This is a genomic window from uncultured Microbacterium sp. (genome assembly GCF_963528945.1).
In the GTDB taxonomy this organism is placed as follows: Bacteria; Actinomycetota; Actinomycetes; order Actinomycetales; family Microbacteriaceae; genus Microbacterium.
Genome location: NZ_CAURWX010000001.1, coordinates 321,879 through 346,333, shown reverse-complemented (window position 1 = coordinate 346,333; position 24,455 = coordinate 321,879). Strand labels below are relative to the sequence as shown.

22 protein-coding genes and 1 riboswitch are annotated in these 24,455 nt (G+C 71.2%); of the genes, 15 read left to right on the top strand and 7 right to left on the bottom strand.

Going from position 1 to position 24,455, the window contains the following annotated elements:
- The first annotated feature begins 20 nt into the window (after positions 1 to 20).
- Together RWS82_RS01490 and RWS82_RS01485 are read left to right on the top strand one after the other, a co-directional pair.
- Positions 21 to 875, top strand: coding sequence for a PhzF family phenazine biosynthesis protein (locus RWS82_RS01490; RefSeq protein WP_314646147.1), 855 nt, complete (start codon positions 21 to 23; stop codon positions 873 to 875).
- 8 nt (positions 876 to 883) lie between these two features.
- Positions 884 to 1,279, top strand: a complete 396-nt coding sequence (locus RWS82_RS01485; protein WP_314646144.1) for a VOC family protein — start codon at positions 884 to 886, stop codon at positions 1,277 to 1,279.
- Between the two features lie 15 nt (positions 1,280 to 1,294).
- On the opposite strand, the gene RWS82_RS01480 is transcribed toward RWS82_RS01485, so the two are convergent.
- From RWS82_RS01480 to RWS82_RS01470, 3 genes are all read right to left on the bottom strand, one after another.
- Positions 1,295 to 1,675: a VOC family protein gene (locus RWS82_RS01480; protein WP_314646143.1), complete on the bottom strand. Its 381-nt coding sequence runs from the start codon at positions 1,673 to 1,675 to the stop codon at positions 1,295 to 1,297.
- A 112-nt stretch (positions 1,676 to 1,787) separates the two neighbouring features.
- On the bottom strand, positions 1,788 to 3,665 hold the full coding sequence (locus RWS82_RS01475) for an FAD-dependent monooxygenase (protein WP_314646140.1): 1,878 nt from the start codon (positions 3,663 to 3,665) through the stop codon (positions 1,788 to 1,790).
- 119 nt (positions 3,666 to 3,784) lie between these two features.
- The gene (locus RWS82_RS01470) at positions 3,785 to 5,164 is read right to left on the bottom strand and encodes an MFS transporter (protein ID WP_314646138.1); all 1,380 of its coding nucleotides are present in this window, start codon (positions 5,162 to 5,164) and stop codon (positions 3,785 to 3,787) included.
- 148 nt (positions 5,165 to 5,312) lie between these two features.
- Between RWS82_RS01470 and RWS82_RS01465 the strand changes: the two genes are divergently transcribed.
- The 7 genes from RWS82_RS01465 to RWS82_RS01435 all read left to right on the top strand — a co-directional run bounded on the left by RWS82_RS01465 (position 5,313) and on the right by RWS82_RS01435 (position 12,654).
- Complete coding sequence (locus RWS82_RS01465) at positions 5,313 to 6,842, top strand: fumarylacetoacetate hydrolase family protein (protein ID WP_314646137.1); 1,530 nt, start codon at positions 5,313 to 5,315, stop codon at positions 6,840 to 6,842.
- On the top strand, positions 6,839 to 7,522 hold the full coding sequence (locus RWS82_RS01460; protein ID WP_314646135.1) for a GntR family transcriptional regulator: 684 nt from the start codon (positions 6,839 to 6,841) through the stop codon (positions 7,520 to 7,522). Before RWS82_RS01465 ends, RWS82_RS01460 begins: the two co-directional genes overlap by 4 nt.
- Positions 7,519 to 9,015: a 5-carboxymethyl-2-hydroxymuconate semialdehyde dehydrogenase gene (gene hpaE, locus RWS82_RS01455; RefSeq protein WP_314646133.1), complete on the top strand. Its 1,497-nt coding sequence runs from the start codon at positions 7,519 to 7,521 to the stop codon at positions 9,013 to 9,015. The genes RWS82_RS01460 and hpaE overlap by 4 nt, the downstream gene beginning before the upstream one ends.
- A 114-nt stretch (positions 9,016 to 9,129) precedes the next feature.
- Entirely contained in the window at positions 9,130 to 10,296 is a 1,167-nt protein-coding gene (gene hpaD / locus RWS82_RS01450) for a 3,4-dihydroxyphenylacetate 2,3-dioxygenase (RefSeq protein WP_314646130.1), read from the top strand.
- A 9-nt stretch (positions 10,297 to 10,305) separates the two neighbouring features.
- Positions 10,306 to 11,091, top strand: a complete 786-nt coding sequence (locus RWS82_RS01445) for a fumarylacetoacetate hydrolase family protein (protein WP_314646128.1) — start codon at positions 10,306 to 10,308, stop codon at positions 11,089 to 11,091.
- Complete coding sequence (locus RWS82_RS01440) at positions 11,076 to 11,876, top strand: aldolase/citrate lyase family protein (RefSeq protein ID WP_314646126.1); 801 nt, start codon at positions 11,076 to 11,078, stop codon at positions 11,874 to 11,876. Before RWS82_RS01445 ends, RWS82_RS01440 begins: the two co-directional genes overlap by 16 nt.
- A 61-nt stretch (positions 11,877 to 11,937) precedes the next feature.
- Entirely contained in the window at positions 11,938 to 12,654 is a 717-nt protein-coding gene (locus tag RWS82_RS01435; RefSeq protein WP_314646123.1) for a DUF6882 domain-containing protein, read from the top strand.
- Between the two features lie 98 nt (positions 12,655 to 12,752).
- On the opposite strand, the gene RWS82_RS01430 is transcribed toward RWS82_RS01435, so the two are convergent.
- Together RWS82_RS01430 and glyA are read right to left on the bottom strand one after the other, a co-directional pair.
- Positions 12,753 to 13,631: a bifunctional methylenetetrahydrofolate dehydrogenase/methenyltetrahydrofolate cyclohydrolase gene (locus RWS82_RS01430; protein ID WP_314646121.1), complete on the bottom strand. Its 879-nt coding sequence runs from the start codon at positions 13,629 to 13,631 to the stop codon at positions 12,753 to 12,755.
- Positions 13,632 to 13,730: 99 nt separating this feature from the next.
- Positions 13,731 to 15,005, bottom strand: a complete 1,275-nt coding sequence (gene glyA / locus RWS82_RS01425; protein ID WP_314646118.1) for a serine hydroxymethyltransferase — start codon at positions 15,003 to 15,005, stop codon at positions 13,731 to 13,733.
- 39 nt (positions 15,006 to 15,044) lie between these two features.
- A riboswitch (ZMP/ZTP riboswitch) is annotated at positions 15,045 to 15,129 on the bottom strand.
- 52 nt (positions 15,130 to 15,181) lie between these two features.
- On the opposite strand from glyA, the gene RWS82_RS01420 reads away from it, so the two are divergent.
- From RWS82_RS01420 to RWS82_RS01395, 6 genes are all read left to right on the top strand, one after another.
- Complete coding sequence (locus tag RWS82_RS01420; protein WP_314646116.1) at positions 15,182 to 16,738, top strand: family 20 glycosylhydrolase; 1,557 nt, start codon at positions 15,182 to 15,184, stop codon at positions 16,736 to 16,738.
- On the top strand, positions 16,735 to 17,910 hold the full coding sequence (gene nagA / locus RWS82_RS01415; RefSeq protein WP_314646114.1) for an N-acetylglucosamine-6-phosphate deacetylase: 1,176 nt from the start codon (positions 16,735 to 16,737) through the stop codon (positions 17,908 to 17,910). Before RWS82_RS01420 ends, nagA begins: the two co-directional genes overlap by 4 nt.
- A 434-nt stretch (positions 17,911 to 18,344) precedes the next feature.
- Positions 18,345 to 20,543 carry a sigma-70 family RNA polymerase sigma factor gene (locus RWS82_RS01410; protein ID WP_314646112.1) on the top strand — a complete coding sequence of 733 codons (2,199 nt, stop codon included), beginning with the start codon at positions 18,345 to 18,347 and terminating at the stop codon, positions 20,541 to 20,543.
- 9 nt (positions 20,544 to 20,552) lie between these two features.
- Complete coding sequence (locus RWS82_RS01405) at positions 20,553 to 20,924, top strand: YrdB family protein (RefSeq protein ID WP_314646110.1); 372 nt, start codon at positions 20,553 to 20,555, stop codon at positions 20,922 to 20,924.
- The gene (locus RWS82_RS01400) at positions 20,921 to 22,285 is read left to right on the top strand and encodes an FAD-linked oxidase C-terminal domain-containing protein (protein ID WP_314646108.1); all 1,365 of its coding nucleotides are present in this window, start codon (positions 20,921 to 20,923) and stop codon (positions 22,283 to 22,285) included. Before RWS82_RS01405 ends, RWS82_RS01400 begins: the two co-directional genes overlap by 4 nt.
- Entirely contained in the window at positions 22,278 to 22,685 is a 408-nt protein-coding gene (locus tag RWS82_RS01395) for an NUDIX domain-containing protein (protein WP_314646106.1), read from the top strand. The genes RWS82_RS01400 and RWS82_RS01395 overlap by 8 nt, the downstream gene beginning before the upstream one ends.
- Positions 22,686 to 22,725: 40 nt before the next feature.
- On the opposite strand, the gene nagB is transcribed toward RWS82_RS01395, so the two are convergent.
- A complete protein-coding gene (nagB, locus tag RWS82_RS01390; protein ID WP_314646104.1) occupies positions 22,726 to 23,505 on the bottom strand; it encodes a glucosamine-6-phosphate deaminase in 780 nt (259 codons plus the stop codon).
- Positions 23,498 to 24,424 (bottom strand): ROK family protein, encoded by a 927-nt coding sequence (locus tag RWS82_RS01385; protein WP_314648144.1) that lies wholly within the window; start codon positions 24,422 to 24,424, stop codon positions 23,498 to 23,500. Before RWS82_RS01385 ends, nagB begins: the two co-directional genes overlap by 8 nt.
- Positions 24,425 to 24,455: the final 31 nt, after the last annotated feature.

Genomic DNA, 24,455 nt, shown 5'->3' with positions numbered 1-24,455 from the left:
CATTCGGTAGGCTCCGGCTCATGACGGATTCGCCCGAGATCCTGCGCTACAGCGCGTTCGCGGCGACCCCCGACGGCGGCAACCCCGCCGGCGTCGTGCTCGACGCGTCGGGTCTCGACGACGAACGGATGCTCGGGATCGCGGCCGAGGTCGGCTACTCCGAGACGGCCTTCGTGACAGCACGCTCCGTCGTCGACGGGGTGGCCCGCGCGCGGGTGCGGTACTTCTCGCCCGGTGCCGAGGTTCCGTTCTGCGGCCACGCGACCGTGGCGACCGCGGTCGCCCTGGCGGAGCGCGGTCGCGTGGGCGACGTGGTGTTCGAGACCCCGGCGGGCGAGGTCGCGCTGCGCTCCGCCCCCGACACCGACGGACGGATCACCGTCGCCTTCACCAGCATCGAACCGGAGGTGCGCGACCTCGATCCCGACGTGCGCGACCGGCTCCTCGCGCTGCTCGGGCTCGACACCTCCGACCTCGATCCGCGATTTCCGGCGAAGGAGTCGTTCGCCGGCAACCGGCATCCGATCCTGGTGATCGCCGACCGTGAGATCTTCCACCAGTTCCGCTTCGCCCCGGCCGAGCTCGCCGCGCTCATGCGCGAGCAGGGGTGGCCCGGCACGGTGACGGTGCTGTTCGCCCACGACGCGGCGCTCTTCGAGGCACGCAACCTCTTCCCGGTCGGACGCATCACCGAGGACCCGGCGACGGGGTCGGCGGCGGCCGCGACGGGCGCGTACCTGCGCGCGATCGACTGGCCGGCGTCGCAGCTCGTGATCCGCCAGGGCGCGCACGTAGGCCGGCCGAGCGAGCTGCACGTGGATATCCCCGAGACGGGCGGCATCGTCGTGTCCGGCGGCGCGACGGCGATCGGCTGACACGACGCATGGCCGGATTGCATCACGTCGAGCTCTGGGTGTCCGACCAGGGCAGCGCACGAGAGGACTGGGCCTGGCTGCTGGCGCGCGTGGGCTTCGAGCGGGCCGACCAGTGGGACCGCGGTGAGTCGTGGCACGCGAACGGCGCGTACCTCACCGTGACCACCTCTCCGACCCTCGCGCACGACGTGCACGACCGCCGCCGCCCGGGCATCAACCATCTCGCCTTCGAGGTGCCCACCGCGGGCGACGTCGATGCGATCATGGCCGAGGCGCCGTCGCACGGCTGGTCGCCCCTCTACCACGACCGGTACCCGAACGCCGGCGGCCCCGACCATTACGCGGGGTGGCTCGAGAACGCAGCCGGCTTCAAAGCCGAGGTCGTCGCGACCCACCGCCCCTGAGACGGGCAGGAACTCTCAGCCCTGCGCGCCGTAGTCCGGCAGCTGCTGCAGCGTCCAGGTGTTACCGTCCGGATCGGAGAATCGCACGAAGCGTCCCCAGTCCTGATCGTCGACCCCGTCGGCCTCGACACCGAGCCCCCGCAGGTGCGCGAGCGCCTCGTCGGCATCGGGCACCACCACCTGGATGGTGTTCTGCTGCCCCGGTTCGAGATCCAGCCCCAGGCCGGTGCCGAAGGCGATCGAGCAGGCCGAACCGGGCGGCGTCATCTGCACGAAGCGCAGTCCCTCGGTCACCGTGTGGTCGTGGTCGGCGTGGAATCCGACCCTCTCGTAGAACTCCTTGGCCCGGTCGACATCCGACACGGGCACGAAGTTGAGTTCGATCTTCCAATCCATGACGTGCTCCTCCTGACGAGTGCGCGACGGGCGTCGTCGCGCGTCCGCGTCCACGGTAGGACCGGCCACCGACATCCGCCAGACCGTGATCGGGCGGAACTCTCCGTCGACCTCAGGATGCCGGCAGGAACGCTCCCGTCAGGAACTCCTCGAGCTCCCCGACCCCGTCCGCATCCAACGGCAGCACCGCAGCCACGTACTGGTCCGGCCGCACCAGCACCACCGCACCGTCGTGCGAGATCTCCTGCGCCGCGAAGATGTCGACGTCCGTCCACTTGCTCGGCCCGGCGGCGTAGACCTTCTCCCAGTCGACCAGTCCCAGCGGTCCGCTCCGCGGCCGGAAGAGGGCGGGGGCCGTCGTCACCTCGAGCTCTTCGAACGGCTGACGGAAGACGACCTTCGCGTCGAACACCGCGTCCTGCGCGGCATCCGCCGGCGTGAATCGCGCGAGCACCGGCATCACCGCATCCGCCCATGCCCGCAGCCGCGAGCCGTCCACGTCGCCGAACGCGTACACCCGCCACCGGCCGTCCGCCCGCGCATGGTGCCCGAGATGCACGACGTTCCCGTCGCTCACCCGCACCACCTCGGCCGACTTGAAGCGCTTGCCCACCGGGAAGCCGGCGGCGAGCGCCTGGTGCTGCTCCGACCCGATGATCATCGAGGGCGTGTAGCGGGTCATGAACCCCGACGGGAACTCGGCGGTAGCGAGGTAGTAGGTCGCGAGGTCGTTCGGGTCGGAGATCTCCTCGGGCTTGCGCGCCATGAGGCTCGACCATTCGCGGTCGAAGTCGATGAGCTGCTGCGCGACCGGCTGCCGTTCGGCGCCGTAGGTGGCGAGCAGGGTCTCGGGCGCACGGCCGGTGAGCACCGACCCCAGCTTCCACCCGAGGTTGAAACCGTCCTGCATCGACACGTTCATGCCCTGTCCGGCCTTGGCGCTGTGGGTGTGGCAGGCGTCGCCGGTGAGGAACACGCGCGGCGAGCGCTGGGCATCGTGCGAGGCATCGTCGAAGCCGTCGGTCACCCGGTGCCCGACTTCGTACACGCTGTGCCAGGCCACCTCGCGCACGTCGAGCGTGTAGGGGTGGAGGATCTCGTTCGCCCGGCGGATGATCTCCTCGATCGGCGTCTGCCGCACGCGATGGTCGTCGTCCTGCGCGACCTCGCCCAGGTCGATGTACATGCGACTCAGATAACCGCCCTCGCGGGGGATGTGCAGGATGTTCCCCGCGCGGGAGTTGATCGCGCACTTGGTGCGCCAGTCCGGGAAGTCGGTGTCGACCAGCACGTCCATCACGCCCCAGGCGTGGGCGGCGCTCGCGCCCACGTGCGTGCGGCCGATGGCCTGCCGAACGCCGCTGCGCGCACCGTCGCACCCGGCGACGTACTTCGCGTGGACGGTGCGCTCCTCCCCCGCCCGCGGCCCGGCGACGTGCCGCAACCGCACCTCGACGGGGTACTCGCCGTCGTCGTGCACGGTGAGCCCCACGAACTCGACGCCGTAGTCCGGCACGATGCGCGCGGGGCCGTCGACCGCCGCTTCGGCGAAGTAGTCGAGCACGCGGGCCTGGTTGACGATCAGGTGCGGGAACTCGCAGATGTCGTACGCGTAGTCGGCGGTGCGGGTCGTGCGCACGATGCCGGCGGGGTCGGCGGGGTCCGGGCCCCAGAAGTTCATCCACCCGATGTTGTAGGCCTCGGCCGTGATGCGCTCGGCGAACCCGAACGCCTGGAAGGTCTCGACGCTGCGCGGCTGGATGCCGTCGGCCTGCCCGAGCGCCAGCCGCCCCTCGCGCTTCTCCACGAGGCGCGTGACGACGTCGGGGTACTGCGACATCTGGGCCGCGAGCAGCATGCCGGCGGGCCCGGACCCGACGATGAGCACATCGATCTCGTCGGGGAGGTCGGCGGGCCGGTCGAGGCCGGTGCCCGCGGCGTCCTGCACCCGCGGGTCGCCCGACACGTAGCCGTGGTGGTGGAACTGCATCGTCGTCGATTCCTTCCGAGACTCTCATTCTGCGCTCCCGTCGCACTTTCTGTCGCCGCGCCGGGGCGGGAGCGACAGAATGTGCGACGGGAGCGGGGCGGCCCGAGGGGCCGGGAGGACTAGGCCTTGGCGAGGCCGTAGATGGGACTCACCGACTGCTCGTCCTCGTGGTCCGGTCCGAGGGGGATGCCGGAGCGGTCGCGCAGCAGCAGCGTCGCGATCAGGCCGAGCACGGTCATGCCCGCGAGATACCAGGTCACGGCGCCGGTGGAGCCGGTCGCCTTCACGATCGCCGTGGCGATGGTGGGGGCGAAAGCCCCGCCCGCGATCGCACCGATCGCGTAGGAGATCGAGACCCCCGAGAAGCGGATGCTCGCCGGGAACAGCTCGGTGTAGAGCGCCGCCTGCGGCCCGTAGGTGAAGCCGAGGCCGATCGTGAGGATCGCGAGGCCCGCGAACACGAGTCCGATCTCTCCGGTGTTGACGAGCGGGAACAGGGCGAACACACCGCCGAGCTGCAGCACCCAGCCGATGAGGTAGGTGGTGCGTCGGCCGATGCGGTCGCACACCCATCCCGCGAGGAGCGTGGTGAGCAGCCAGGTGACCGCCGAGCCGGCCACGGCCCAGAGCACCGGACCGCGCTCGAGGCCGATCGGCCCCTCGGGGTCGGTCGTGTAGTTCTGGATGTACCCGCCGGTCGTCATGTAGCCGACGGCGTTGTTGCCGGCGAACACGAAGGCCGCGATGATCACGAGCAGCAGGTGCTTGCGGAACAGCTGCAGGATGGGCATCTTGGCCCGCTCCTTGCGCTCGGCCAGTTCGGCGAACACGGGGCTCTCCTCGACCTTGCGGCGCACGTAGTAGCCCACGAGGATCAGCACGACGCTGAGCAGGAACGGCACGCGCCACCCCCAGGCGAGGAACTGGTCGCCGGGTGCGAGTGCGGTCATGAGGGCCATCACTCCCGAGGCGAGCAGCAGGCCGAGGGGCACACCGATCTGCGGCGATGCGCCGAAGATCCCGCGCCGGGTGCGGGGGGCGTGCTCGACGGCCATGAGCACCGCGCCGCCCCATTCGCCGCCGGCCGAGATGCCCTGCAGGATGCGCAGCAGCACGAGCAGGATGGGCGCCGCGACGCCGATCGTCTCGTAGGTCGGCAGCACGCCGATGAGGGCGGTGGCGAGCCCCATGAGGATCAGCGTCCACATGAGCACGGTCTTGCGTCCGAACTTGTCGCCGAAGTGGCCGGCGAGGAAGGCGCCCAGGGGGCGGAAGAGGAAGCTGACGCCGACGGTGGCGAAGGCGATGATGGCGCTGTCGGCGCCGAGCGGCGCGAAGAACAGCTGGCCGAACACGAGTCCGACCGCGGTGGCGTAGATGAAGAAGTCGTACCACTCGACGGTGGTGCCGACCACCGTGGCGAAGACGACGCGACGGCGGTCGGCCGCGGTCGCGATGGTTCCCGTGGGTGTGAACCCTGTCTGTGACTGACCGCTCATGCGGTGTCTCCTTTGTTCGTGACTGCGTTGTCACGGCGTGCGTCCGAGCGTCGGGTCGGGCTGCTTGCCGGGGGTAGTCAGGATGATATATGATTTCGGATACGACGCACAAGACGTCGTGACGACGACGAGCGCGAGGAGGCGCCCCGTGACGGACACGATCCCCCGCCCCGGCAAGATCATCGCCATCCACCTCAGCTACGCCTCGCGCGCAGACCAGCGCGGCCGGCGCCCCGCCGCTCCCTCCTACTTCTTCAAGCCCGCGAGTTCCGTCGCGGCATCCGGCGGCACGGTCGAGCGGCCGGCGGGTACGGAGCTGCTCGCGTTCGAGGGCGAGATCGCCCTCGTCATCGGCACCGCTGCGCGACGGGTCGGACTCGCGGATGCCTGGTCGCACGTCGCGGCGGTGACCGCGTCGAACGACCTCGGCCTCTACGACCTCCGCGCGAACGACAAGGGATCGAACGTCCGCTCCAAGGGCGGCGACGGGTTCACTCCCCTCGGACCGCAGCTCATCGACGCGCGCACCGTCAACCCGACCGACCTGCGCGTGCGGGCGTGGGTCAACGGCGAACTCCGCCAGGACGACACGTCGGCCGGCATGATCTTCCCGCTCGCGCAGCTGGTGGCCGACCTGTCGCAGCACTTCACGCTCGAGCCCGGCGACGTCATCCTGACCGGCACCCCGGCAGGGTCGTCGGTGATCGTGCCGGGCGACGTGGTCGAGATCGAAGTCGACGCCCCGAACGCCCCCGGCTCTCCGACCTCCGGACGACTGGTGACGACCGTCACGCAGGGCGAGGTCCCGTTCGACGAGACGCTGGGCTCGCTCCCCGCCGTCGACGACCTCCAGCGCACCGAGGCGTGGGGGTCCCCCGAGGCCGCCGGACTCCCGGCCGCACCGGCGACGGCATCCGCCACCGCACCCGCCACCGCACCCGCCACTCCCCCCGCCTCAGCCGTCCTCTCCCCCGAGCTCCGCGCTCTCCTCGTCGAGGCGCCCACCGCCGGCCTCTCCGCGCAACTGCGCAAGCGCGGCCACCTCGCCTGCTTCATCGACGGCGTCTCGATCAACATCCCCGGAACGAAACTCGTCGGCACCGCGCGCACCCTCCGATTCGTCCCCTTCCGTGAAGACCTGTTCGCGAGCCACGGCGGCGGGTTCAACGCGCAGAAACGCCTGTTCGACGCCGTCGACGAGGGCGAGGTCATCGTGATCGAGGCCCGCGGCGATGCGACCAGCGGCACGCTCGGCGACATCCTCGCACTCCGCGCCCGCACCCGCGGCGCGGCCGGCGTCGTCACCGACGGCGGTGTGCGCGACTTCGCGGCCGTCGCCGAGATCGGACTCCCCGTGTTCTCGCAGGGCGCCCACCCCTCCGTGCTCGGCCGCCGCCACGTGCCGTGGGAGGTCGACACGACCATCGCGTGCGGTGGCGCGACCGTGCAGCCGGGAGACATCATCGTCGGCGACGACGACGGCGTGCTCGTCATCCCGCCCGCTCTCGCGGCCGAGGTGGCCGAGGCGGCCCTCGCCCAGGAGCGCGAAGACGCCTGGATCGCGACGCAGGTCGCGGCCGGGCACCCCGTCGACGGGCTGTTCCCGATGAACGCCGAATGGCGCGCACGCTACGAGGCCGCGACCGGCGACGGCGAGCACCGGAGCGACGGACGATGACCACGACCGCCGCGAGCAAGTCCGAGGTCGCGTACGAGTGGATCCGCTCGCGCATCACGGGGCACATCTTCAGCCCCGGCTACCGCCTCGTGCTCGGCTCGATCGCCGACGACCTGCGCATGAGCGTCGTGCCCGTGCGAGAGGCCATCCGCCGCCTCGAAGCCGAGGGTCTGGTGACGTTCGAGCGCAACGTCGGGGCGCGGGTGACCCTCGTCGACGAGAGCGAGTACGCCCACACCATGCAGACGCTGGGCATCGTCGAAGGCTCGGCGACCGCGCTCTCCGCCCCTCTCCTCGACGACGCGGCTCTCGAGGAGGCCGCGCGCATCAACGACCGCATGGCACGGATGCTCGATCACTTCGACGCCCATGCCTTCACCGAGCTGAACCGACAGTTCCACTCGGTGCTGTTCGAACCGTGCCCGAACCCCCATCTGCTCGACCTCGTGCATCGCGGGTGGTCACGTCTCGCCGGCATCCGCGACTCCACGTTCGCGTCGGTGCCCGGCCGCGCGCAGCACTCCGTCGAGGAGCACGCCGAGATCCTGGCCCTGATCCGCGCGGGCGCCGATCCCCTCGAGATCGAGCTCGCCGCCCGCAACCACCGCTGGCGCACGATGGACGCGTTCCTCGACGCCCTGCACGCCCGTTCCGCACCCACGACCGGAGACCCGTCATGACCGATTCGCGCATCCCCGCAGACCTGCCCGACCACATCCAGCACTACATCGACGGCGCGTTCGTCGATTCCGTCGACGGCGGCACGTTCGACGTGCTCGACCCCGTCACGAACGAGACCTACACCACCGCGGCCGCCGGCACGAAGGCCGACATCGACCGGGCCGTCGCCGCGGCACGGAAGGCGTTCACCGAGGGGCCGTGGCCGCGCATGCTCCCCCGCGAGCGCTCGCGCATCCTGCACCGCATCGCCGACATCGTCGAGTCGCGCGATCAGCGCCTCGCCGAACTCGAGTCGTTCGACTCGGGCCTCCCGATCACGCAGGCGCTCGGCCAGGCCCGCCGGGCGGCCGAGAACTTCCGGTTCTTCGCCGACCTGATCGTGGCGCAGTCCGACGACGCCTTCCAGGTTCCCGGTCGCCAGATGAACTACGTCAACCGCAAGCCCATCGGCGTCGCGGGGCTCATCACACCCTGGAACACGCCCTTCATGCTCGAGTCGTGGAAGCTCGGCCCGGCGCTCGCGACCGGCAACACGGTCGTGCTCAAGCCCGCCGAGTTCACCCCGCTCTCGGCGTCGCTGTGGGCCGGGATCTTCGAGGAGGCCGGCCTCCCGCAGGGCGTGTTCAACCTCGTCAACGGCCTCGGCGAGCAGGCCGGCGACGCGCTGGTGAAGCATCCGGACGTCCCCCTCATTTCGTTCACCGGCGAGAGCCGCACGGGGCAGATCATCTTCGGCAACGCCGCGCCCTTCCTGAAGGGACTCTCGATGGAGCTGGGCGGCAAGTCGCCCGCCGTCGTGTTCGCCGACGCCGACCTCGACACCGCGATCGACGCCACGATCTTCGGCGTCTTCTCGCTCAACGGCGAGCGCTGCACCGCCGGATCGCGCATCCTCGTCGAGCGCTCCGTGTACGACGAGTTCGTCGAGCGGTACGCCGCGCAGGCGAAGCGCGTGAAGGTCGGATACCCGCACGACCCCTCCACCGAGGTGGGGGCGCTCGTGCACCCCGAGCACTACGACAAGGTGATGAGCTACATCGAGATCGGCAAAGAAGAGGCGCGTCTGGTCGCGGGCGGCGGTCGCGCCGAGGGCTTCGACGAGGGCAACTTCGTCGCGCCGACCGTGTTCGCCGACGTGCCGCACGACGCGCGCATCTTCCAGGAGGAGATCTTCGGTCCCGTCGTCGCGATCACCCCGTTCGACACGGAGGAGGAGGCCCTCGCCCTCGCGAACGACACGAAGTACGGGTTGGCCGCCTACATCTGGACCAACGACCTGCGCCGGGCCCATACCTTCGCGCAGTCGGTGGAGGCGGGCATGGTGTGGCTCAACAGCAACAACGTGCGCGACCTGCGCACCCCGTTCGGCGGGGTGAAGGCCTCGGGCCTCGGCCACGAGGGCGGGTACCGGTCGATCGACTTCTACACCGACCAGCAGAGCGTGCACATCACCCTCGGCGCCCCGCACAACCCGACCTTCGGCAAGCACTGACCCCCTCCCCCGACTTCGCTCCCGTCGCATTTTCTGTCGCTTCTGCCGGCTTCAGCCGACAGAAAATGCGACGGGAGCGGCAGAGCAGAGAACACCCACAGCAAGGACGCTGACATGACCGACAAGACCCAGAAGACCCTCACCTCCTCCGGCTACTACGTGTCGCAGGAGGCGCCGATCCACTCCGACAACCCGGTCGCGACGCCGTCGAGCACGCCGCCCGACATCCTGCGCTGCGCGTACATGGAGCTCGTCGTCACCGATCTCGCCGCCTCGCGGCAGTTCTACGTCGACGTGCTGGGCCTCTACGTCACCGAGGAGGACGACGAGGCGATCTACCTGCGCTCGACCGAGGAGTTCATCCACCACAACCTCGTGCTGCGCCGGGGGCCCATCGCCGCCGTCGCCGCGTTCTCGTACCGGGTGCGCTCGGCCGACGACCTCGACAGGGCTGTCGCCTTCTACACCGAGCTGGGCTGCGACGTGCGCCGCGCACCCGAGGGCTTCGTGAAGGGCATCGGCGACTCGGTGCGCGTCGTCGACCCGCTCGGGTTCCCGTACGAGTTCTTCTTCGAGACCACGCACGTCGAGCGGCTGTCGTGGCGCTACGACCTGCACACCCCCGGCGAGCTCGTGCGCCTCGACCACTTCAACCAGGTCACGCCCGACGTGCCGCGCGCGGTACGCCACTATCAGGACCTCGGCTTCCGCGTCACGGAGGACATCCAAGACGACGAGGGCACCGTGTACGCCGCGTGGATGCGCCGCAAGCCCACCGTGCACGACACCGCTGCGACGGGCGGTGACGGTCCGCGCATGCACCACGTCGCCTTCGCAACGCACGAGAAGCACAACATCCTCGCGATCTGCGACAAGCTGGGCGCTCTTCGCCGCTCCGACGCGATCGAGCGCGGCCCCGGTCGGCATGGCGTCTCCAACGCCTTCTACCTGTACCTGCGCGACCCCGACGGCCACCGGGTCGAGATCTACACGCAGGACTACTACACCGGCGACCCCGACAACCCGGTCATCACCTGGGACGTGCACGACAACCAGCGCCGCGACTGGTGGGGCAACCCCGTCGTGCCGTCGTGGTACACGGAGGCGTCGCTCGTGCTCGACCTCGACGGCACCCCGCAGCCGGTCGTCGCCCGCACCGACAGCTCCGAGATGGCGGTGACGATCGGTGCAGACGGATTCTCGTACACGCGTCCCGACGAGGGCGAGGCCTCGATGCCCGAGTACAAGCAGGGCGAGTACAAGCTCGGCCACCAGCTCTAGGAGGAGCGGATGCTCTCGCACGACGTCATCGCGCAGATCGCGGCCGAACTGGCCGAGGCCGACCGCACCCACGGCGTCATCCCCCGCATCACCGCACGGTGGCCGGAGGCCACGGTCGAGGACTCGTACGCCATCCAAGGGGTGTGGCGTGACGCGCAGATCGCGGCCGGTCGACGGCTCGTCGGCCGCAAGATCGGTCTGACGTCGAAGGCCATGCAGCAGGCGACGGGCATCACCGAGCCCGACTACGGGGTGATGTTCGACGACACCGTGTTCGACTCGGGCGCCGAGATCCCGACCGCCCACTTCTCGAACGTGCGTATCGAGGTCGAACTCGCGTTCGTGCTGAAGCATCCGCTCTCAGGCCCCGACTGCACGCTCGACGACGCCCTCGCGGCCATCGAGTACGCCGTCCCCGCGCTCGAGGTGCTGAACTCGCACATCGAGCTCGAGGGGCGGACGATCGTCGACACCATCAGCGACAACGCCGCCTACGGCGCGATGGTGCTGGGCACCGAGCGTCGCCGCCCCGACGAGATCGACCTGCGCTGGGTGCCCGGGGTGCTGTCGCGCAACGGCGAGATCGAGGAGACCGGCGTCGCGGCCGGTGTGCTCGGACACCCCGCGACGGGCGTGGCCTGGTTGGCGAACAAGTTCCATCAGCACGGCGCGCGGCTCGAGGCGGGCGAGATCATCCTGGCAGGATCGTTCACGCGCCCGATGTGGGTGTCGCGCGGCGACGAGGTGCTGTGCGACTACGGACCGATGGGAACCATCTCATGCCGCTTCGTCTAGACCCCTCCTTCCGTGAAGCGCTCTCCGGCGCCGACCGCGGGCTCGTCGGCATGTGGGTGTGCTCGGGCAGCCCGCTCCTCGCCGAGGTCGCCGCGGGCTCCGGGCTCGACTGGCTGCTCATCGACATGGAGCACTCCGCCAACACCCTCGAGAGCGTGCTCGTGCAGCTGCAGGCCGTCGCGGCCTACCCGATCACCCCGCTGGTGCGGGTGCCGTCGAACGATGTCGTCGCGATCAAGCAGGTGCTCGATCTCGGGGCGCAGAACCTGATCGTGCCGATGGTGTCGTCCGCCGACGAGGCGCGCGCCGCCGTCGCGGCCACGCGCTATCCGCCCGCGGGCGTGCGCGGGGTGGGCAGCGCGCTGGCGCGCAGCGCCCGCTGGAACCGCGTCGACGGGTACCTGAACGACGCGGACGCCCACGTCTCGCTGACCGTGCAGATCGAGACGGCCGCCGGAGTCGAGGCCGCCGCCGAGATCGCCGCGGTCGACGGCGTGGATGCCGTGTTCGTCGGGCCGTCCGACCTCGCCGCCTCGATCGGACTGCTCGGACAGCAGACGCATCGGGACGTCGTCGCCGCCGTCGAGCGGGTGTTCGCCGCCGTGCGAGCGGCCGGCACACCGGTGGGCGTCAACGCCTTCGACCCGGCGGCCGCCGACGCCTATCTCGCCGCGGGCGCGGACTTCGTCGCGGTGGGCGCAGACGTCGCCCTGCTCGCACGCGCCTCGGAGGCCCTGGCGGCGCGATTCATCGCCCCCGCGGCATCCGAACGCGACAGCTACTGACGGGCGACGAGATCGCCGCCGCGACTGGCGGATTCATAGCCGGGCGCACCACACTGGATCCATGACCTTCGCTGCCCTCCAGCCCCTCGCCGACCGCGCCGCCCTGTTCACCGCGCTCCGTCAGGACGCCCTCTCCGCCGCCGCCGACGGACTCGGCGAGCACCGGTGGGACGTCGACATGACCGCCGGCACCCTGACCTTCAGCGCGAGCGCCGACCCGTCGCGCCGCCTGGTCACCCGCGCGCACCTCGTCGCCACGATCGCCCCCGGCCCGCGGTCGCTGCTGTGGGCCTGGGCGCACCCCCAGGGCGACCCGCAGGGCGTCGCGACGCAGCTGCGCGCCTATGGGCAGGAGCACGGCCTGACCGACCTCGCGAACGCCGAGGTCCCCTTCCCCGCCGATGCCCCCGGCGACGAGGCGTGGATCGCTCAGGCCGCGCACACCGTCGGCGGTGTCGCGGTCGAGATCACCGGCCGTGCGCCGTACTACTCGGCACCGATCGGCGGCGGCACGCGCGCCGTGTTCCTCCTCGACGCGCCCCTTCCGCCGGTCACCGTGCGCGACGCATCGATCGCGCTGCCCCGTCTCCTCGCCGGGCTCACGCTCTCCGACGCCCGCAGCGCGGTGTGGGATCTCGCCCGCCTCGCCGGCTGGACGCTCACCTGGACCGACCAGGCGTTCTCGGGTGCGAACCTCAGCGACGGCACGGGCGCGATGACCTTCTCGTTCGACGAGCACGCGCGCATCACGAACCTGCAGGCGCACATCGGCGGCTGAGTCCGCAGCATCCGGCAGCCCCGGATACGGGAAACCCCGCCCGATCATCCGATCCGGGCGGGGTTTCGCGTATGCCCCTGAGGCACGAGCGGATGCCGTCAGACGAGCCGCTCGGCCGCCTCGACGACGTTGGTCATGAGCAGGGCGACGGTCATCGGGCCCACGCCGCCCGGGTTGGGCGAGACGAAGCCGGCGACGTCGGCCACGTCGGGATGCACGTCGCCGAAGACGAGGTTCTTTCCCGTCTCGGGGTCGGTCTCGCGCGTCACGCCGACGTCGAGCACCGCGGCGCCGGGCTTCACGTCCTCGGCACGGATGAGGTGCTTCACTCCGGCCGCGGCGACGATGACGTCGGCCTCGCGCAGGTAGCGGGGCATGTCGACCGTGCCGGTGTGCGTGAGGGTCACCGTCGCGTTGAGGTCGCGGCGGGTGAGCAGCAGTCCGATCGAACGGCCGATCGTGACCCCGCGGCCGACCACGACGACGTGCTTGCCGTTCAGGTCGTAGCCGTTGCGCACGAGCAGCTCGATGACCCCGCGCGGGGTGCAGGGCAGCGGCGTGTGGATCGGGCTGTTGACGTTCAGCACGAGACGACCGAGGTTCGTCGGGTGCAGACCGTCGGCGTCCTTAGCCGGGTCGATGCGCTCGAGGATCGCGTCGGTGTCGAGGTGCTTCGGCAGCGGGAGCTGCACGATGTATCCGTGGCACTCGGGATCGGCGTTGAGTTCGTCGATCAGCGCTTCGACGTCTTCCTGCGAGGCGTCGGCGGGCAGCTCGCGCTGGATCGAGTTCATCCCGATCGCCTCCGACTGCCGGTGCTTCATGCCCACGTACAGCTGCGAGGCGGGGTCGGCGCCGACGAGCACGGTCGCGATGCCCGGGGTGATGCCGCGTGCGCGCAGGGCGGCGACGCGCTCGGTGAGCTCGGCCTTGATCGCCGCCGATGCCGCCTTGCCGTCGAGAATGGTCGCCGTCATGTCGTCTCCTATCGAACGGACGCCGAGACACCACCTCGCGGGTGAGACATCACGGATGCCGTGGTGTCTCGTCGCCGATGTGGTGTCTCGGCGATCGAATTACTGCTGCAGGTCGGGGTAGAGCGGGAACGCGGCGGCGAGAGTGTCGACCCGGGCGCGCAGCGTCTCGACGTCGGCACCGGGCTGCAGGGCGAGCGCGATGATGTCGGCGACCTCGGTGAACTCCGCGTCGCCGAAGCCGCGCGTGGCCAGGGCGGGCGTGCCGATGCGCAGGCCCGAGGTCACCATCGGCGGCCGCGGGTCGTTCGGCACCGCGTTGCGGTTCACCGTGATGTGGATGTCGTGCAGCAGGTCTTCGGCCTGCTTGCCGTCGATCTCGGCGTCGCGCAGGTCGACGAGCACGAGGTGCACATCGGTGCCGCCCGAGCGCACGGCGATGCCGGCGTCGGCGACGTCCTGCTGCGAGAGGCGCTCGGCGATGAGCGAGGCGCCGCGCAGCACGCGCTCCTGGCGCTCGGCGAACTCGGGCGTCGCGGCGAGCTTGAACGCGGTCGCCTTGGCGGCGATCACGTGCATGAGCGGGCCGCCCTGCTGGCCGGGGAAGACGGCCGTGTTGATCTTCTTGGCGATGTCGGCGTCGTTGGTGAGGATGAAGCCCGAGCGCGGGCCGCCGATCGTCTTGTGCACGGTCGACGAGACGACGTGGGCGTGGGGCACCGGGTTCGGGTGCAGGCCGGCGGCCACCAGGCCGGCGAAGTGGGCCATGTCGACCCAGAGCAGCGCACCCACCTCGTCGGCGATCGCGCGGAACGCCGCGAAGTCGAGCGTGCGGGGGTACGCCGACCAGCCGGCGATGATCACCTTCGGCTTGTGCTCGAGGGCGAGGCGGCGCACCTCGTCCATGTCGATGGTGGAGGTCTCGGGGTTCACGCCGTAGGCGACGATGTCGTAGAGGCGGCCCGAGAAGTTGATCTTCATGCCGTGCGTGAGGTGTCCGCCCTGGTCGAGCGAGAGGCCGAGCAGCGTGTCGCCGGGGCGGGCGATCGCGTGCAGCACTGCGGCGTTGGCCGAGGCGCCGGAGTGCGGCTGCACGTTGGCGAACTCCGCACCGAACAGGCTCTTCGCGCGCGAGATGGCGAGCTCCTCGGCGACGTCGACCTCTTCGCAGCCGCCGTAGTAGCGACGCCCGGGGTAACCCTCGGCGTACTTGTTGGTGAGGACCGAGCCCTGCGACTGCAGCACCGAGACGGGAACGAAGTTCTCGCTCGCGATCATTTCGAGGAAGGTCTGCTGACGCTTCAGCTCGCGGTCGAGCACTTCGGCGATCTCGGGGTCGACCTCGGCGAGCGGGGCGTTGAAATAACGGTCGGTCATGATGACGGGCTCCTCTGACGACGGATTCGAAGGGGTGTTCTCATCGGCCCAGGCGCGCGGTCGAATTCCGTGGTCGGTCGCTCCCCGGTGGTAACCCACCCAGACGCCAGTCGCGACAGAACGAGCATAGCGGATGCGCCCTGGCCTGTTCGCCACGCGCGCGCTAGGTTTTGTTCATGGTCTTTCCAGATGCGCTCCCCCTGGTTCCGCTGCCCACCGAGACCGTAGTGGGCGACGGCCGGATGCCCGTGACCGCGGCGTCTCGCATCATCGGCGACACCCCGGCCACCGAGATCCTCCGCGCCGCATGGGGCCGCCGCGGTGCATCCGCGCCCGACGTCGCCGACGACGGCACGGCGCCGGTGGCGGGAGACATCGTCCTGCGCCTCGAGCCCGGCACCGCCGCCGATCTCCCCGCGCCCGCGCCCCGCGCGGGAGAGGGCTATCAGCTCCGCATCGACGATCACGTCGAACTCACCGCTCCCACCGAGGCGGGCCTGTTCTACGGCGTGCAGACACTGCTGCAGCTGCTCCGCCCGGACGCGCACGACGGTGGCTGGAGCATCCCCCGCGTCGTCATCCGCGACGCGCCGCGTTTCGCGCATCGCGGCGTCATGCTCGACGTCGTCCGGCACTTCTTCGACGTCGACGAGGTGCGCCGGTTCATCGACGCCACCAGCGCGCTGAAGTTCAACCGCCTGCACCTGCACCTCACCGACGATCAGGGGTGGCGCGTGCACATCGACGCGTGGCCCCTCCTCACCGAGCGGGCCTCGGCGACCGCGGTGGACGGCGACCGCGGCGGCTTCTACACGAAGGACGACTACCGGGCGATCGTCGCGCACGCCGCCTCGCGGCACATGGTCGTCATTCCCGAGATCGATCTGCCCGGCCACACGCACGCCATCGGCGTCGCCTATCCCGACCTCGTCGAAGAGCCGGTACTCAACGACGGCCTCGTGGCGCAGGCCGCCGAGCTCGGACAGGATCTGCCGGTGAAGGGCGAGCCGTACCGCGGGTGGGGCGTCGGCCACTCCAGCGTCCGCATCCGCGACGAACGCACGTACGGCTTCGTGACCGACGTCGTCCGCGAGATCGCGGAGATGACGCCCGGGCCGTACATCCATCTCGGCGGCGACGAATCACTGGGCACCACCCAGGACGACTTCGACCACTTCGCCGAGCGCGCGACGCGCATCGTCGTCGAGGCGGGCAAGATCCCGATGGGCTGGCACGAGATGGGCGCTGCGGAGGGGATCGCCGAGGGCACGGTGGGTCAGTACTGGGGCATGACCGCTCCGTCGGCGTCGCACGCCGCCCACGCCGCGCACTTCGTGGAGCGCGGCGGTGCGCTCGTCATGTCGGCCGCCGACGCGACCTACCTCGATATGAAGTACGACGCGGACTTCCCTCTGGGCCTGTCATGGGCGGGACTCACCGATGTCCGCACGGCGTACGAGTGGGAGCCGACGGCGGTCCTCGACCTGCCGGACGACGCGATCCTCGGGACCGAGGCGCCGCTGTGGTCCGAGACGACGCGCACCCTGTCCGACGTGGAACGACTTGTGTTCCCCCGCGCCGCCGCCGCGGCCGAGGTCGCGTGGTCGCCCCGTCACGCCGATGGCCGCACCTGGGAGTCGTTCCGCACCCGGGTCGGCGGCATGGCACCGCTGTGGAAGGCTGAGCGGATCGACTTCCACCCCGCCGCCGAGATCGCCTGGAGCGACCGATGACCTCGCAGACGTCCCCTCACCCCACTTCGGTCATCCACTCGGTGCGCATCGTCGACCGCGGCGCCGTCGACGACGACGCGTGGGTGCGGTTCGAGCACGGTCGGGTCGCCGCCCGCGGCACCGGTGACACCTGGTCACCCGCCGACGACGTCATCGACGCGTTCGCCGTGGCGGGCCCCGGCGCTCTGCTCACCCCGGGATTCATCGACATCCACGGACACGGCGGCGCGGGCGCCTCGTTCGACGACGGGGTGGATGCCATCCGCACCGCGCGCGCCCTGCATCGCGCCCACGGCACCACCCGGGCCGTCGTGTCGCTCGTGACGGCACCCCTCGACGAGCTGGCGCGCAGCGTCGCGGCGATCGCCGACCTCATGCAGAAGGATGCCGACATCCTCGGCTCGCACCTGGAAGGTCCGTTCCTCGATCCCGGCCATCACGGTGCCCATGAACCGTCACTCCTGCGCGAGCCGCACGCCGACGACGTCGATCGGCTGCTCCGCGCCGGGCGCGGCACCATCCGCCAGGTGACGATCGCCCCGGAGCTGCCGGGCGGCATCGAGGCGATCCGACGGGTCGTCGCCTCCGGTGCCGCGGCAGCGGTGGGGCACACCGATGCCGATGCCGCCATCGCGGCCGAGGCCTTCGCCGCCGGCGCCTCCCTCCTCACGCACGCGTTCAACGCGATGCCCGGCATCCACCATCGCGCTCCGGGTCCGGTGCTCGCGGCCGCGGCGGACCACCGGGTGACCCTCGAGGCGATCGCCGACGACGTGCACCTCGATCCGCGCATCGTGAAGCTGGTGTTCGACGCCGCGCCGGGCCGCGTGGCCCTCATCACCGATGCCATGGCGGCGGCGGGCAGCGCCGACGGCCGCTACGACCTCGGCGCGGTGCGCGTGGTCGTCGAAGACGGCATCGCCCGCACCGTCGACACCGGGGCGATCGCGGGTTCGACCCTCATGCAGGACGAGGCGCTGCGCCGCACGGTGGCCGCCGGAGTGCCGCTCGCCGACGCGGTGCGCGCCCTCACCGAGACCCCGGCGGCCGCGGTCGGCGTCGCCGACGAAGTCGGAGCCCTGCAGCCGGGGATGCTGGCCGACGCGGTGCTGCTCGACGGCGATCTGCGCGTCGCGCGCGTGTGGACGGGTACCGCGCTGCGGCGCGGTTGACGCCCCTCCCCTCAACGAGGCGGGGCCGCCGATCCCCCCGGATCGGCGGCCCCGTTTCCCGCACGAGAGAAGGGGGCCGGGAACTCCTCCCCCGAGGCTCCCGAACCGCCCGACCAATGCGTGATACCCCCGCGCATCGGCGCCGGAACCCCGCCCCCCGGTGGAGTTCGTCATGGCTTTCTCACTGAAGAGACGCACGAGGGGGCGATTCATTACGCGGATGCCGAGAAAATTCTTAAACCTGCCTCGGTGTCCCGCTCGATTGCCCGTCTGATCAGCGTTTCCTCGTCGGCGGGCGAACGTCCCGGAAGTTATCCACACCCCTGGTCAACCTGAGAGATCCGGGAGAGAATGGATGATCCGCGTGATGAAACCAGCCATCGCGCGTCTCACCGTGTGGATGCGTATCCGCGCTCCACGACCGAGGGACGACTGTGCACGAAGACAACACCGCTGCGGGCATCGACGACACGATCGCCGACGCCGACCTCATCCTCCGCACCCGTTCGGGTGACACGGGGGCGTTCGGCGAACTCTGGCGTCGGCACTACCCCGCGGGCGTCACGGTCGCGCGATCGGTCACCAGCTCGATCGACGCCGACGACCTCGTGCAAGAGGCCTACACGCGCATCTACCAGGCCATCGTCAAGGGTGGCGGCCCCAACGGCTCCTTCCGCGCGTACCTCTTCACCAGCATCCGCAACACCGCAGCGGCCTGGGGTCGCTCCCGCCGCGAAGACGCCATGGACGAGCTCGACACCGTGGCCCACCCCGACAGCACCGAGCAGGCCTCGAACGAGGCCCTCGACCGCAGCCTCACCGCGCAGGCGTTCCGTAGCCTTCCGACGCGATGGCAGGAGGTGCTCTGGTACACCGAGATCGAGCAGATGCGCCCGAACGAGGTCGCCCCGCTCCTCGGCATGAAGGCCGGCGCCGTCTCACAGCTCGCCTTCCGAGCGCGCGAAGGTCTGCGCGAGGCCTGGATCCAGGCGCACCTCCGCAGCGCGGCGCCCGGCTCCGAGTGCCAGTGGACCATCGAGCACCTCGGCGCGTACTCGCGTGGCAACCTCGGCACCCGCGACCACCGCCGCATCGAGGCGCACCTCGACGAGTGCGCGCGTTGCATGATCGTCGCGGCCGAGGCCAAAGACGTCTCGAAGCGCCTGGCGCTCGTGCTGCTCCCTCTGGTGCTCGGCGTCACCGGGGCCTCCGGGTACCTCGCCGCCCTGCAGGGCGGTGCCGCCCCGATCGCCGCCCTCGCCGCCATGCCGTCGAGCATCGCGAACGGTGTGGTCGTCGGTGACGGCGGCACGGGTTCCGTGGGGGCGGCCGCGACCGGCAGCGCAGGTTCCGCCGGCGGTGCGGGCGCGACGGGCGCCGGAAACGGAGCAGGTGCTGGCGGTGCCGGTGGCGCCGGTGGCGCGGGCGGCTCCGCCGGGGCGTCCGGGGGCATCCTCTCGGGGATGGGAGCGCTCGTCGGCGCCGGCTCCGCGGCCCTCGTCGTCGCCGGTGTGGTCGCCGCCGCCACGATCCTCCCGGGACTGGGTGCGGGCGACGCGGCCACCTCGCTTCCCAGCGCCGGCGACTCCGATTCGTCGATCTCCTCGAACGTCGAGCCCGATGACGCCATGAACGCCGACGCTGATGCCGACGAGATCGACAAGACCGACGAGACCGAGAAAGATGCCGACGAGGTCGAGGTCGCCCCGGAGCAGACGCCCGACGAGAACGCGGAGCAGAGCGGCCCCGAGTCCACGATCGAGGCACCCGACATCGCGCCGGTCGGAGCGGCTCCCGCGGCGCCCGGTTCTGCCACACCGACCGTCCCGACGACGCCCACGACGCCCGGCGAGGGTGAGGGCGGCCCCGGCACCGACGAGCCCGGTACGGGAGAGCCCGGCACGGGAGAACCCGGCACCGATGAGCCCGGCACCGGAGAGCCCGGTACGGGAGAGCCCGGTACGGGAGAGCCCGGCACCGAAGAGCCCGGCACCGGCGAACCCGGTACGGGAGAGCCCGGTACGGGAGAGCCCGGCGTCCCGCAGGGCACGCCCCGCATCGTCTCGGTCTCCGGATGCACCTACCCCGGCGACGTCCTCGACATCACGCTGACCCGGTACACCGTGCAGATGCAGGGGGTGGCGGGCGCCACCGTCACCGCGTACATCGGCGGATTCCTCGACTTCACGATGGGAGACCTGCTCGACGCACAGGGCTTCGGCACGGTCGAGCTGCTCCCCCAGCACTGGCAGCTCGTGAGCAACCTGCCGATCACCTTCTCGTACACCGTCGACGGTCAGCCGGTGGAGGGCACCTTCTCGGAGCCGGTCGTGCTGAGCGCTCTGCCCGTGCAGATGCTCGGCGAGTGCGACCCGGGCACCGTCGATGCCGCCGGGGAGACCACGACGCCGGCCGAGCAGGCACCCGTCGAGACCCCCGTCGACCCGGCCGCCGACCCGTCGCCCGTGGCACGCCTCGAAGGCGATGACGAGGTGGCCGATGTCGAGGCGCAGCAGGCGCCGCAGACCACGGCACCGGTCACGACGTCCGAGCCGCTCGTTCCGGCCACCGCTCCGGTCGACGAGACCGTGCCCGCCGAGGCTCCGGCCGGAGAGACCGTCCCCGCCGAATAGACTGGGACCATGCCGCAGGATCCCGCTCCCGTCCCCGGCGTCGAACGGCCGGTCATCACCGTGCTCGACGTCATCCGTGCCGTCGTGCTGGTCGTGGCCGTGGCCTCGCTGGCCCTGTGGGGCTTCGCCACCTGGGACCTGCCGTGGAACGTCGTGTTCGGCATCGGTGCCCCGGTGCTGGTCATCCTCGTGTGGGCGCTGTTCCTGTCGCCGCGACCGGTCCTGCGCGTGCACCCGTTCCTCCGCGCCGCGGTCGAACTCCTCATCTACGTCGGCGTGACCATCGCATGGTGGTCGATGGACCAGGCGCTCATCGGATCGGCCTTCGCCCTGGTCGCCGTCGCCGCCGGCGTGATCAGCGGGCGGCGCGCACTCGGATGACCGTCGTCGAGCAGCTGACGGACGTGCTCGGCGATCTCGTCGACACCGATGCCGCATCGCTCGAAGCCGCCCGAGCCGACCGCTCCGGGCACGCGGCGGACGGCCGGCCGCTCGCCATCGTGCACGCCGAGACCGTCGGACACGTGCAGCAGACTCTGCGCATCGCGACCGCCACCCGCACTCCCGTCGTCGTTCGAGGTGCCGGCACGGGCCTCGCCGGTGCGGCGAACGCGGGCGACGGCACCATCGTCCTGTCCACCGCGCGCATGACCGCGATCCTCGAGGTGCGTGCCGACGATCTGCTCGCCGTCGTCGAACCCGGCATCCTGAACGCCGACCTCGACCGCGCGCTCGCCCCGCACGGCGTGTGGTGGGCGCCCGACCCCGCGAGCCGTGAGATCTCGACGGTGGGCGGCAACATCGCGACCGGCGCCGGCGGCCTGCTGTGCGCGAAGTACGGGGTCGTGCGCGACGCGGTCCTCGGCGTCGACATCGTGCTCGCCGACGGGCGCCTGCTGCACCTCGGCCACCGCAGCGTGAAAGGCGTGACGGGTCTCGATCTCACGGCCCTCGTCATCGGCTCCGAGGGCACGCTCGGCGTCATCGTCGGGGCCACGCTCAAGCTGCGGCGGCGGACGCCCGGCACCGTGTGCACCCTCGCCGCCACCTTCCCCGACGTGCGCACCGCCGCCGCCGCATCCGCCGCGGTCACCGCCGCCGGCATCCAGCCCGCCATCATGGAGCTGATGGATGCGGCGAGCCTCCGCGCGGTGCACGCCCTGCTCCACCTTCCGGCACCCTCCGCCCAGGCCGCTCAGCTGACGATCCAGACCGACGGGCCCGCGGCAGCCGCCGATGCCGACGCGATCGCCGTCGTGCTCCGCGCGCACGGCGGGACGACGACCGTCACCCACGACGCAGACGAGGGCGAACGCCTGCTGGCGATCCGCCGTTCCATGCACGCCGCGATGGCGTCGCTCGGCACGACGCTGATCGAAGACGTCTCGGTGCCGCGCAGCGCGATGCCCGCCATGTTCGACGAGATCGCGAGGATCGAACGCCGCTACGGACTGTCGATCCCCACCGTGGCCCACGCCGGCGACGGCAACCTGCACCCGAACTTCATCTTCGAGGGGCCAGACACCCCCGAGGTCGTGTGGCGCGCGGCCGACGAGCTGTTCCGCGCCGCGATCGCCCTCGGCGGCACGCTGACCGGCGAGCACGGCATCGGCACCCTGAAGAGCCGGTGGCTCGCCGACGAGCTGGGCGACGACCAGTGGGAACTGCAACGGCAGATCACCCGGGTCTTCGATCCGCTCGGCCTGATGAATCCGGGGAAGGTGTTCGCCGACCGTGCCTGACATCATCGTGAGCGCCGCGATCCTGACGGATGCCGACGGCCGGGTGCTCGTCGTCCGCAAGCAGGGCACGACCCGGTTCATGCAGCCCGGCGGCAAGCCGGAGAGCGGCGAGACCGCATCCGAGACGCTGCGCCGCGAGCTGCACGAGGAACTGGGCCTGGTGCTGGGGGAGGACGACCTCCGACCGCTGGGCCGCTTCATCTCGGCCGCGGCGAACGAACCGGGCCACCGGGTGGTCGCCGACGGCTTCTCGGCCACCATCGACCCGCGCACCGTGCGCGTGCAGGCCGAACTCGCCGAGCTGCGGTGGATCACGCCGTCGGACGTCGACGCTCTGCCGCTCGCCCCCTTGAGCGTGGAGCACCTGCTGCCCCTCGCCTGGCCCGCAGCATCCGCCTGATCCGACTCCGCTCAGCGGGCGGCCGAACGACGGGGTGTCGTCAGATGCCCTGCCAGGACGGCTTGTTCGCGAACGTGTACCGGTAGTAGTCGGCCTGCGCGAGCCGCGATGCCGCGGCCTCGTCGACGACGACCGTCGCATGGGGGTGCAGCTGGATCGCCGAACCCGGGAGGGATGCCGAGAGCGGCCCCTCGACCGCCGCGGCGACCGCAGCCGCCTTACTCTCGCCGAAGGCGAGCAGCACGAGATGCCGCGCCGCCAGGATCGTCCCCAGCCCCTGCGTGATGCAGTGCATGGGCACGTCGTCGATCGAGTCGAAGAACCGTGCGTTGTCGATGCGGGTCTGCTCGGTGAGCGTCTTGACGCGGGTGCGCGATGCGAACGACGAGCCGGGCTCGTTGAAACCGATGTGACCGTCGGTGCCGATGCCGAGGATCTGCAGGTCGACGCCGCCGGCCGCCGCAATGGCCCGCTCGTAGTCCTCGCCGGCGTGCGGAATGGTCTCCTCCGCGCCGTTGGGCACGTGGATGCGCTGCGGGTCGAGACCCAGGGGCTCCACGACCTCGCGGGTGATCACCGATCGGTAGCTCTCGGGGTGAGCGGGGTCGATGCCCACGTACTCGTCGAGCGCGAAGCCGCGCACCTGCGAGACGTCCCGGTCGGCGAGGAGCGGGCGCAGGGCCTCGTACACCGGGAGCGGGGTCGATCCCGTGGCGAGTCCGAGCACGGCGTCGCGCCGCTCGTCGAGCAGCGCGACGATCTCGGCGGCCACCAGGGCGCCGGCGGCTTCCTTGTTCTCGACGATGATGACCTCAGCCATGGAACACGATCTCCTTCTCGGGAACGGCGGCGCCGACGAGTGCGGCACCGAATGCGGCGGCGGGCGAACCCGTCGCCAAGATCTCGATGCGCTCGTCGAGGTGCAGCGACCGCATGAACGGGGATGCCTCCGCCTCGGTGCGCAGTGCGGCGCGGATGCCATCGTCGAGTCGTGCGCCGAGCGCGGTCAGCCCGCCGCCGATGACGACGGTCTCGACATCGGCCGAGAGCACCAGCACGCGCACGGCGGCGGCGGCTCCGTGATGGAGGTCGGCGCGCAGGGCGATCGCCGTCTCGTCGCCGGCATCGGCGGCGTCGAGGATGTCGGCCACCGGCAGCGCCCCGGGGCGGCCCCACGCCTTGGCGAGCGCTCCCCCGCCGCACAGCGTCTCGATGCATCCGCGCTGCCCGCAGCCGCACAGGCGTCCGTTCGGGTCGACCGAGATGTGCCCCACTTCGCCGGCCGTTCCCCGGGCTCCGCGGCGGATGCGGCCGTCGAGCACGATGCCCGCGGCGACGCCGGTTCCGAGGTTGAGGTAGGCCATCGACCCCGTGGCGCCGCGCAGCACGGCGGCGCCGAGAGCGGCGGCCTTGACGTCGTTCTCGATGCGGAAGGGGATGCCGAGGGCGGCGGAGGCGCGGCCCGCGAGGTCGAGCGATGCGACGCCCAGGTTGACGGCGTGCAGCACGCGACCGGTCTCGACGTCGACGACCCCGGGGATGCCGACGCCCACCGAGCCGATGGAGGCGAGGGAGAGACCGTTCTCGTCGGCGAGCGCGGCGACCGCCTGGGCGATGCTGTCGACGACGGCGTCATCCCCCCACCCGGTCGGGCGGCGGTGGCGGCCCACGATCTCGCCGGCGCGGTCGACGGCGACCGCGTCGATCTTGGTTCCCCCGACGTCGAGGCCGACGCGGATCGCGCGACCGGCGGGCTCGTCGACAGCGATC